Source organism: Sorangium sp. So ce119 (assembly GCF_051524405.1).
In the GTDB taxonomy this organism is placed as follows: Bacteria; Myxococcota_A; Polyangia; order Polyangiales; family Polyangiaceae; genus Sorangium; species Sorangium cellulosum_G.
The window spans coordinates 9,761,823-9,771,934 of sequence record NZ_CP150310.1 but is presented as its reverse complement, the minus strand read 5'-3'; the positions used below and the strand labels follow the sequence as shown (position 1 = coordinate 9,771,934).

Genomic DNA, 10,112 nt, shown 5'->3' with positions numbered 1-10,112 from the left:
GGTCCACTTGGCGCCGTCCGCCTTGTGTTCGATGGGGGTGGAAGTGGTTTCCCCCCCTCGTCGCGGCCACGACTACGGACCGGGATTTCGGCGCGCGCTGTATGACGGCGCCGAGGAGCGACGGGTACACCGGCACGGAGTGGCGGGCGAGGAGGAGAAGGCGTACGTCGATCAGCACCTCGTGGTGCGCAACGGGGTGATCGCCACGAAGCACATCTTCGCGGGCGAGACGCGGCTGGCGAGCAAGATCGACGCGGACTGGTTCCAGAGACCGCCGGTGATGTACTGCCACTCGAACCACCTCGGGAGCACGCAGTACGTCACCGACCAGGACCAGGAGCTGAGCCAGCGCGTCGAGTACCTGCCGAGCGGGGAGCTGTGGGTCGACGAGTCGGACTTACGGTTCCAGAACCGGCAGCCGTACCTGTTCACCGGCAAGGAACTCGACCTGTCGACGAGACTCTACCACTACGGAGCGCGGAGCTATGAGCCGCGGCTCGGGGGGTGGCTGAGCCCGGATCCGACCCTCGGCGAGTACATGGCCCGCAGGACCAACGGCGGTGTGTACGACCCGATCCACCTGGGAGTGTACACGTATATGCGGAACAACCCGCTCAGGTTGGTGGATCCGACCGGTCTGGCAGAGAAATGTGCCGATGACGTATGTCGATCGTTCGTGGGACCTCTGGACAGTCCAGAACAGAGCATCGACCCGGACGATACGATGTGCGGTTATGGCATTGGCGTAGATGGAGGGTTAGCTTCTGGAGTTGGCCCACGAGATCAGGGCGTCGTTTCGAAAAGAATAGAGAGTCCAAGTGACGGCAATCGAAGAGTCAATCCCGGGCGTAATCTCTGAGAGGATCAACGCTGTGGTAGGGAAGCGTTGCTGGTACGTTGGTGCGGGAGGACTGGGCGGGTCGTCCTTCTCGCTGGCGCTTGGTGCTCGAATTCCTCGTGAGCGGCTCCTGCGAAATGCAGAGGAAGGCGAAGAGATAAGATCATTTCAGGGAGAGTTTCGGTTTCTGATTTGGTGTTCATGGCGATTGGACGGCGACGTGGCGCCTCTCTCAAGCAGTGATCGAGGAACCGATGATATTGCTCGATCTCTTGAGGCTCTGCGAAACCAAACGCTCGTGAGGGCGACATGTTACGCTCCGGCCTGGGACATATGTTTGGTGTTCTCCGGTGGGCTCCGGTTGTCTGTATTCTGCGACCATCTACCCGGAGATGCCAGCATCGAACAGAACTGGGAACTCTGGTGCGGTAATGAAGCTTTGTTGGCCGGTCCAGGTTACTCGTGGAGAGTACACACGGAGAAGCGATAGTTGATGTTTCTCCTGGCTATCATGATTCCACGGAGGCGAGGTACGACACGGTCGGTCGCATGGTGGAGCTGGTGAGCCCGGACGCGGGGCGCGTATTGTCAGTACCTCGGAGCCGCGTCGCCTTGTGTGTGTTAGTGTATTCGACAAGGAGTGCGGCACGTATGATTGTGAGTGTGAGCTGGCGTCCGGGCCTGCGGCGACGGACTACACATCTACAGGAAGGCGTGAGGCGGTAACATGCGACGAGCTGCTCGAAGTGCTGATGAGGCACCTGGGCTGAACAGCGGATGTGCTCGCTAGCCAGTCATCGAACACAACGTCCTCGAGAGCGTGAAGAAAATAGGGTCGGAGGTCGCCTGATAATGCCCAGGCAAATGCCGGATGGCGTGGTCGGAGGGCGGTCGGATCACCTGACCCGGGAGAGGACGTGCCGCTACACGGGGCCGCGGCCGCAGACGGCCAATCAGGTGGACGAGGCCGCGCATGCAGAGATGCAACCTCGGCTGCGGGAGCTGTTCTACGACGCGAACGGCAACCACAAGGAGTGGAAGTACCCGGGAACAAGTCGGTGGTCGATGGTCAGGGGATCGCTGCACCACGCCTGCTGCGCAGCGGCCACGGCAACCACACGACGAGCCGATGAGGCTGGCGATGCGCAGGCGCTCCTCGCCGCGCTCTGCGGATCAGCCGGCCTGGTCAGCCGCGTGGGCGTCGCTGACCAGATCGTCTGTCTCGCCGGGCGCGAACCCGACCAGATCGGGCTCGACCGAGAGCGCCACGCCGAACCGATCGAGCACGCCCCGCCGCACGCGCCGCGCGAGGTCGAGCAGCTCCGCCGCGGTGGCGCCGCCGCGGTTCACCAGCGCGAGCGTGTGCCGCGTCGAGATGCCCGCGGCGCCGTGGCGCGTCCCCCTGGCGAAGCCGGCGCGCTCGATCAGCCAGGCCGCGGACAGCTTCACCCGGCCGCCGCCCGCCGGGTACTGCGGGATCGCCTCGCCCGGCGCGAGAACGCCCGCCGCCTCGATGCGCGCGATCGCGCCCGCGGCGGCGCCGGCCGCGAGCGTCGGGTTCATGAAGAACGACCCCGCGCTCCGCCCGTTCTCGTCCCCCGGGTCGAGCACCATCGACTTGCCGCGGCGGAGCCCGATCACCGCGCCGCGCACCTCGCCGAGCGGCGGCGCCGCCCCGCCCGGCGCCGCCGAGAGCGCCCGCTGGAGCTCGGGGTAACGCACCGTCGCCGCGCCGCCGGGGCGAAGCGCGAAGGTGACCGCCGTGATGACGTACCGCCCGCGCCAGGCCCGCTTGAACAGGCTGTCGCGGTACCCGAAGCCGCAGTCGGCGCCGGCGATGACGGCCACGGCCCCCGTCGCGCGGTCGACCGCCCGCACCTCGGCGATCGTCTCCGCGACCTCCTGGCCGTAGGCGCCCACGTTCTGGATCGGCGTCGCGCCGACGTCGCCCGGGATCCCCGACAGGCACTCGACCCCCGCCCACCCTTCGGCGACCGCGCGTGCCACGAGGTCGTCCCAGCCCTCGCCCGCCCCGGCGCGCACGAGGACGCGCCCGGCCGGATCGAGCCCCTCGCCGCCGACGGCCTCGCCGCCGACGACCTCGACGCCGCGGACCCGCACGCGCAGCACCAGCGCGTCGACGCCGCGGTCCGAGACCACGAGGTTCGAGCCGCCGCCCAGCACGAACAGCGGCACGCCGCGCGCCTCGGCGAAGCGGAACGCCTCGACCACCGCGGCCTCGCCCGCGGCCTCGGCGTAGAAGCGCGCCGGCCCGCCCACGCCGAGCGTCGTCAGCGGGGCCAGCGGGACCGACTCGCGGACCTCGAGGCTCAGGGCTTCTTCTCCGGCTTCTGCGGGCTCGCCGCGCCGCCGCGACCCGCCCCGGGCTTCTGCGCGTCGCCGGGCGGCCGCGCAGTCCCCGCCGCCCCCGCCGCCTTCGCGGTCCCGGCGGCCCCCGCGGGCCGCGCCACCCGGATGCCCGCCATGAAGCCGCTGTCCACCGCCTGCACCCGCTCGACGAACGCCCGGTACGCGTCGGTCGCCACGGTCCCGGTCGGCAGGCTCAGCGCGAAGTCCTCCTCGATCACCGCGCCGTAGCTGCCCTTGCGCGACGCCGTGAGGCCCGCGTCCTCGACGCGCACGCCCTCGGGCGCCCGCGCCACCGCGTGGCCCGCGGGCAGCTCGATCCGGCGGCGCACGTGGTACTGGAGCGCTGTCTCGATCGCGAGCGCGCTCTTGCGGGCGCCGCGCGAGGCGTACGTGGCGCCGAGCGTGCCCGTGAACGCGCGCGGGAACACGAGGTGCACCGGCTCCAGCCCCGGCAGCGTCCACGCCGCGGCGTCCTTGCCCTCCGGCCGCGCGAAGCCGTGGATCGTCACCGCGGCGCGGAGCGCGACCTCCCACGAGCCCTCCGTCGAGGAGACCGTGACGTCCTCGACGTCGGCCCACGGCAGCCAGCCGAGCACCACGCCGCGGAGCATCTCGCGCCGCGCCGTGCCGACCACGGTCTCGAACGCCTCCGACAGCGCCTGCGCCGCCCGCCCGTGCAGCAGAATCGTGAATGTTCCCGCAGCGTTACCCTGCTCGTCGACCGTGAGCCGCAGGTCGACCTCGTCGCCGGTCTCGCCGCTCGTCCCCGCCACGGTGACGAGCTCGCCGCCGGGCAGCATGGCGGCGCGGCCGCGCCGCTCGGGGCTGATGCGCCCGGGCGGCAGCGGCGGGCCCTCGACGTCGGCGTCGATCCACACGTCGCCGCCCGGCAGGCGCGCGATGACGAGCGGGTGCTGGAAGCGGCCCGCGTGCGGCGGGAAGTCCGCCGACGAGCTGAACGGCTCGGTCTCGGCGATCGCGAGGTCGGCGCGCACGCCGAGCTCGCGCAGCGCGCGGTAGATGACCCACGACCGGCTGCCCTGGCCGAGCTCGATCATCGCGCGCGCCGTCGTCCGCTGCGGGCCGCCGCCGAGCAGCGCCGCCATGTCCGAGAGCTCGGCGCCGCCCGCGACCTTCACCGCCTTGCCCGCGGCCGCGACGACGCGCTCGATCAGCGCGGGCGACGGCGCCCGCTCGGGGCCCGCGGCCTCGCGCGCCCAGCGGGTCATGTACGGGTCGCGGTCGAGGAGCGCGCGGAGGTTCTCGTCGATCGCCGCGGCCACGTGGCCCCATGTCTGCGTCCCCAGGCTGACGCCGACGCCCATCTCCACCCGGGGCACGCCGTCCTCCATGCGCCGCGGCGGCTGGTCCTTGAGGCGCCAGACGCTGACCGTGGAGGCGCCCTCGGCCCGCTGCTCCGCGGCGCCGAGCAGCGGGTGCGACCAGACCGCGAGCCGGAGCGACGACGGGCGGCGCACCTCGATCTCGGCCTCGCGCACGCTCGTGCGCTCGGGGAGCAGGTCCCATGTGTCGATGACGAGCTGGCCGCTGTCGCCCGGGAGCGCGTGGCCCTCGGTGACCTGCTCGACGTAGTCGCCCTGCTCGAGCTGCGAGAGGTCGCTGTGCTCCTGCGCGGCGTTCGCGGCCGCGTCCGGCGCGAGGATGCGGCCGTCGCGCTTGTGGATGCGGCGGCGCAGGAGGCGCGCCGCGCCGCGGCCCTCGATGAGCGGGCCGTACGCGACCGCGCCCTGGGCCACGTCCGTGGTGCCCGAGACGCGGCGGAGATCGTACGTCACGTAGTGGACGAGCCCGTCGGGCGAGATCGTGAACCGCTCGACGTGGCGGAGCACCGCGGTCGCGGCGCCGGGGAGGAACGCCTTGGCCTGGTCCTCCAGGACGAGCTTGCGCCCCTCGGCCTCGAGCGCCGGCGCCGGGTCCGGGATGAGGCCGAGCGCGCGGGTGATCGGGCCGATCCCGGCGGGGGTGTCGCGCGCCGTGGTGCGGTCGCGGGCGAGGCGGCCGCGCACCGCGCGCACGTCGCCGCGGCCGGCGGCGAGGCCGAGCGCCTCCAGCATCACCCGGTCGCCCGGCGGCATCGCGTCGTACACCGCGAGCGCGCCGCGCAGGTCGCCGCGGGCGACGCGCTCGCGCAGCTCCACCTCGCGCAGGGCGTCCGGCGCGCGGCGGAGCCGGCGCAGCCGGGTGATCTCGGCGAGGACCGCGGCGCGGTCGCTCGCGTCGAGGAGCGCGCCGAGGCACGCCGTGCTCGAGCGGTCGAGCCCGCCCTCGCAGGCGGCCTTCACCGCGTCGACGCCGACGCGGCCGTGGATGCGGTCGTCGACGGCGGCGAGCAGCGCCGAGCCCGGCGCCGCCGCGGCGAGCTTCGCGTACGCGGCCTCGGCGACGTCGGTGACGGCGGCGCGGCGGGCGGTCACCGCGAGCTCGGCGAGGACCATGCGGTCGGCGTGCGGGACCCCGGGCGCCTTCACGGCGCCGCCCGGCCCCGGCGGCGCGACCTTCACCCCGAGCTCGCGGAGCGCGTCCATGGTGCCCTCGCCCTGGCCGCCGCGGCGCTCCGCGAGCTCTGCCTCGTAGAGGCGCGCCTCCCACGACGCGGGCCACGCGGCGAGCACGCGCTCGAGGGCGGCGCGGATGCGCTCGACGACCTCGGTCTCGGGCAGGTCGCCCACGCGGCGGATGGCCCTCGCGTAGAGAAGGTCGTGCCGCGGCTGGCGCGGCGCGGGGGCCGCGGCGGGGGCCGCGGCGGGCGACGCGGGCGCGGCCTGCCCGCGCGCCGGGGGCGTCGCGGCGTGCCCGCGCGCAGCGCCGTCGCCGGAGGGGCCGTCGCCGGAGGGGCCGTCGCCGGCCGGGTCGAGGAGGTGCTCCGCCGCGCGCGCGTCGCCGAGCGCGAGCAGCGCCGCGGCGGCGACCTCGACGGACGCCGGGCCGCCGCCCGGAGGCGGCGCGAGGCGGACCGCGGACGGCCGCGCCGCGGTCGCGGTCGCGGCGGCGCCGGGGCGCGGCGCGCGGGCGCGGAGCGGCAGGCCGTTCTCGCCCCACGCGCTGAGCTCGATGGAGCTGCCGTCCCCCTTCTGCGCCACGCGCACGACGACGCGCAGCGTGCCCGGCTGGGCCTCGACGGTCGCGAAGCGCGTGACCGGCCCGCCGCCCGCCGCGTAGTCGCGCTCGAGGGCGGGCACGCCGCCCACCTCGAGCGCGGCGGCGGACCCCGAGGCGAGCGCGAGGCTCACCCGCTGGGCGACCGGGTTGTGGAGGTCGACCACGACGGCGCGCGTCCCCTGGAGGGCGCTCACCGCGTCGACGTCGATCGCGCACGCGTCGGCGCGGACGACGATCGGCGAGACGCTCGGCGCGAACGGCGCGATCCCCGGGTAGGACCGCGCGAGCGGGGCGCCCGGCGCGGAGCTCACGGGCGACGGTCGGGCGAGGCTCTGGAGCGGCGCCGCGTCGAGCGGGCCGACGAGGGCGGCCTCGCCCGCGCAGCCGCGGCGCGCGCTCCACGTCGCCGCCGCGGCCTCGTCGCCGACGAAGAGGGCGATGCGGTGGAGCGCGCTCGCGAGCGTGCCGCGCACGAACGGCATCTCCGGGGCGCCGCGGCCGCTGACGTCCGCGAACGCCCAGGCGCGCTGGAGGCGGCGGGCGACCTCGGGGAGCGCCTCGCGCGAGCGGAACGCGATCGCCGAGGCGCCCGGGTCGGGGCCGCCCGCGGTGCCGGCGCCGAAGACGAGCGCGTCGGTGGACGCGATCACGGTCGCGAGCGCGCCCGCGTCGCTCGGCGCGTCGACGGCGCGCTCGAGGGCGTCGAGGTACGGCGCCGCCGCGGCGGAGCTCGCGATCTCGGCCTCCAGGGCGGCGGCGAACGCGGCGGGGAGCGGCGCCTCGACGGCGAGCGGCGACGCCGCGCCCCGGGGGGCGCACCCCGCGGGCGCCGCGCCGGCGAGCGCCGCGGCGAGCGCCAGGGCGGCGCGGCGGCCGCCGACGAGGGCGCGCGCGCCGCGGCGGGGGCTGCGAGGGCCAGCCGCGCGCTGGCCGGCGTTCGTGGTGCTGCGGGGCTCGGTGGTCACGATCGGCGTCTCCCGGCGCCGCGCGCGGCGTCGCCTGTCCGCCGTTCCTTACGGGCCTGGGATTGCCGACGCAAACGCGAACTTCGGCGGGGGAGGGCGGGCTGCCTGACCGCGGGGCCGGTCCTGCGGTCGGGGGACGCAAGGACCGGAGAGGATGCGGCGACGTGGACGAATCGCGACGACGGAGGCATCGCGTCAGGCGGGCCTCGCGGAAGGCAGACAGGACCACCCTCTCCGCTCTCACACACTCTCTCTCGACAATCGCGCCCTCGCGGTCCTCTTCTCTTGCTCTCCGATGCTGCCCGACACGGCGCTTGTGCCGACGACCGCATCGCGCCCGCGGCGCAAGGCCAGATCGTCGCGTCGGGTGCCATCGAGTGGGCGGGGTGGCCGCCCCTCCGCCATGGCGCCGCCACCCCCTGAGCTGGACCTCGCCTCGCGTTCTCCCGTCGTTTCGCGTCGGCACGGGGTGTGCTCAAGGCCGAGCGTCATGCCGACGCTCGAGCACAACGCCCTCGTCGAGATGTTCCGTGAGCACCCGGAGCTCGCGCCCCACTTCCTCGCGACGCTCCTCCACGTCGAGGTGCCGCCGCACGCCTCCGTCGCGGTGGTCGAGTCGTCGCTCGACCAGCTCATCCCGGTGGAGTTCCGCGCGGACCTGGTGCTCGAGCTCCGCGGCGCGACTGGCACGCTCGTGCTGGCGATCGTCGTCGAGGTCCAGCGCGACGTGGACCCGGACAAGAAGTTCTCGTGGCCGACGTACGTCGCGGTCGTGCGCGCCAGGAAGCGCTGCGGCACGGTCGTCCTCGTGGTCGCGCCGGACGCGGGCGTGGCGGCCTGGGCGGCGGAGAACATCGACCTCGGCCTGGGCCTCGGCAACGTCGCGCCGCTGGTGCTCGGTCCGGCCGTCGTCCCCGAGATCACCGACCCGGCCGACGCGGAGAAGGAGGCCGAGCTCGCGGTGCTCTCGGCGGTGGCGCACGGCAACGGGCCGAACGGGCTCACCGTGGTCAAGGCGGCGCTCGTTGCCCTCGGCCGGCTCGACCAGGAGCACGCCATGGTCTACTTTCAGCTCATCTGGAACGGGTTGCGTGAGCCCATGCGGCAAGCTCTGGAGGCGTTGGTCATGGAACGGCAGATCGAAGGCGAGGCGACTTTTCCCCCGTTCGTGCAGAGGCTCATCGATCGCGGCAAGCTCGAGGGCATGCGGGAGGGTATGCGTGAGGGCGAGCTCAAGGGCCTGCGTGAGGGCAAGCTCGAGGGCAAGCTCGAGGGCAAGCTCGAGGGCAAAAGGGACACGCTGCTGCGGCTGCTTGCGCGGGCAGGGCTCGTGCTCACCGAGGACGAGAGAGCGCGACTCCAGGCGTGCACGGATATCGCGACCCTCGACCGCTGGATCGATAACGTCCTCGGGGCGAAGACCGCCGCCGAAGTGCTCTCCTGACGGTGGATGGCTGCGGCCTGAAAGGCCGTGAATCAGACGGGCCTTGCCCGCCGCCCGCCTTGAACCCACCCGGCGGAGCTGGCGTGTCCACGCGGGCGCGCCTCCAGCGTGCCCTCAGCCTCGGCGCGGGCCGCCCCCGGGGAGCCTCGGCGCCGCGCCCTCGGCGGGGGCGCGCGACGCCGCGCCGCTCGCCGCCGCGCGCTGCATGCACAGCTTCAGGCCAGCGCGGAGGTTCCCCACGGTCGCGATGCCCGACATGTCGAGCCCGAGGGAGACCATCGTCTGCGCCACGTTGGACCGGATGCCCGTGATCACCCCCTCGGCGCCCAGGAGCCGGATGGCGCGGACGAGGTCGATGAGGTAACTCGCTGTCTTCGTGTCGACGACCTCGACGCCGGTGAGGTCCAGGATCGCGAACCGGGCCCGTTTGTCCGCGACGGCGGCCAGCAGGTCGTCCATCACGTCGGCGGCCCTCTTGCTGTCGACGACGCCCACCATGGGGAGGGTCAGCACGCCGTCCCAGACCTCGATGATGGGCGTCGACAGGTCGCGGATCACCTTCTGCTGGCGCTCGATGATCTCGAGCCGCGACTTCAGCTCGTCTTCCCTGCGCTTCGCCTCCGTGCCGTCGAGCGTGAAGCTGACAGCGCCCTCGGGCTCCCCGTGCGCGCCGCGGAGCGGGATGACCCACGTCTCCCAGGCCATCCCGAACGCCTCGACGCTGGTGCGGACGAGCTCGCCCCGGACCGCTCTCCGCATCGGCTCCATGTCCATCGGCGCGGGAGGGGGGTCGAACACGTTCATTCCGACGAACTGGCCCGGCCTCAGGCCGAGGGACGGGAGCATCTTGCCCTCGTGGAAGGTGCAGAATCCATCCCGATCCATCCGGGTCACGGACGTGTCCACCGCGCCGAGGATGGCCCGGAGGATGACGTCGCGCTCCCTCAGCTCCTCGACGGCCTTGACCTGCTCCGTGATATCCTGCCCGAAGCAGAGCAGCCGAATCGGCTCGCCGCCGTCGCCCACCACGGGCGCATGTCGCCACTCGCACACGACGGCGCGCGCGTCCTTGCGGGCATGGGTGCACCGGAGCGGGGCGCTCGCCTGCCCGAGCGAGCGCCGCCACGCCTCGGCGTCCGCGCCGCTCAAGATCGTGTCCGTCAGGCGGCGGCCCACCGCTTCGTCAGCGGTATATCCAAAGATGCGCTCCGCCTCGCCATTCCACTCGACGACGACGAGATCGTCGAGATTCCCCGCGCACTCGATCACCGCGAAGGGCGCGCTGCGCACAGCGCTCATGTAGCTCGTGGGGAGCCCCGGGGACCCGAGGGGAGTCGCTGTGCTCGTCATCTTTCGTCCTCAAGGTAACGTGGGC

General features: G+C 73.4%; 5 protein-coding genes. 2 read left to right on the top strand and 3 right to left on the bottom strand.

Translation table 11 applies throughout. From position 1 onward, the window contains the following. Nucleotides 1-37: 37 nt before the first annotated feature. On the top strand, nt 38-859 hold the full coding sequence (locus tag WME76_RS36905; RefSeq protein WP_437956876.1) for an RHS repeat domain-containing protein: 822 nt from the start codon (nt 38-40) through the stop codon (nt 857-859). Between the two features lie 1,152 nt (nt 860-2,011). On the opposite strand, the gene WME76_RS36900 is transcribed toward WME76_RS36905, so the two are convergent. Next, complete coding sequence (locus WME76_RS36900) at nt 2,012-3,172, bottom strand: UDP-N-acetylmuramate dehydrogenase (RefSeq protein ID WP_437962196.1); 1,161 nt, start codon at nt 3,170-3,172, stop codon at nt 2,012-2,014. Further along, the gene (locus WME76_RS36895) at nt 3,169-7,293 is read right to left on the bottom strand and encodes a hypothetical protein (protein WP_437956875.1); all 4,125 of its coding nucleotides are present in this window, start codon (nt 7,291-7,293) and stop codon (nt 3,169-3,171) included. Before WME76_RS36895 ends, WME76_RS36900 begins: the two co-directional genes overlap by 4 nt. A 490-nt stretch (nt 7,294-7,783) precedes the next feature. On the opposite strand from WME76_RS36895, the gene WME76_RS36890 reads away from it, so the two are divergent. Beyond that, the gene (locus tag WME76_RS36890) at nt 7,784-8,737 is read left to right on the top strand and encodes a hypothetical protein (RefSeq protein ID WP_437956874.1); all 954 of its coding nucleotides are present in this window, start codon (nt 7,784-7,786) and stop codon (nt 8,735-8,737) included. A 114-nt stretch (nt 8,738-8,851) separates the two neighbouring features. Here the strand turns inward: WME76_RS36890 and WME76_RS36885 are convergent, their stop codons facing one another. Further along, complete coding sequence (locus WME76_RS36885; protein ID WP_437956873.1) at nt 8,852-10,087, bottom strand: PAS domain-containing protein; 1,236 nt, start codon at nt 10,085-10,087, stop codon at nt 8,852-8,854. Between the last annotated feature and the right edge of the window lie 25 nt (nt 10,088-10,112).

Coding starts and splice junctions, on each gene's coding strand:
- WME76_RS36890 (WP_437956874.1), top strand. CDS start 7,784: ATGCCGACGCTCGAGCACAACGCCCTCGTCGAGATGTTCCGTGAGCAC.
- WME76_RS36885 (WP_437956873.1), bottom strand. CDS start 10,087: ATGACGAGCACAGCGACTCCCCTCGGGTCCCCGGGGCTCCCCACGAGC.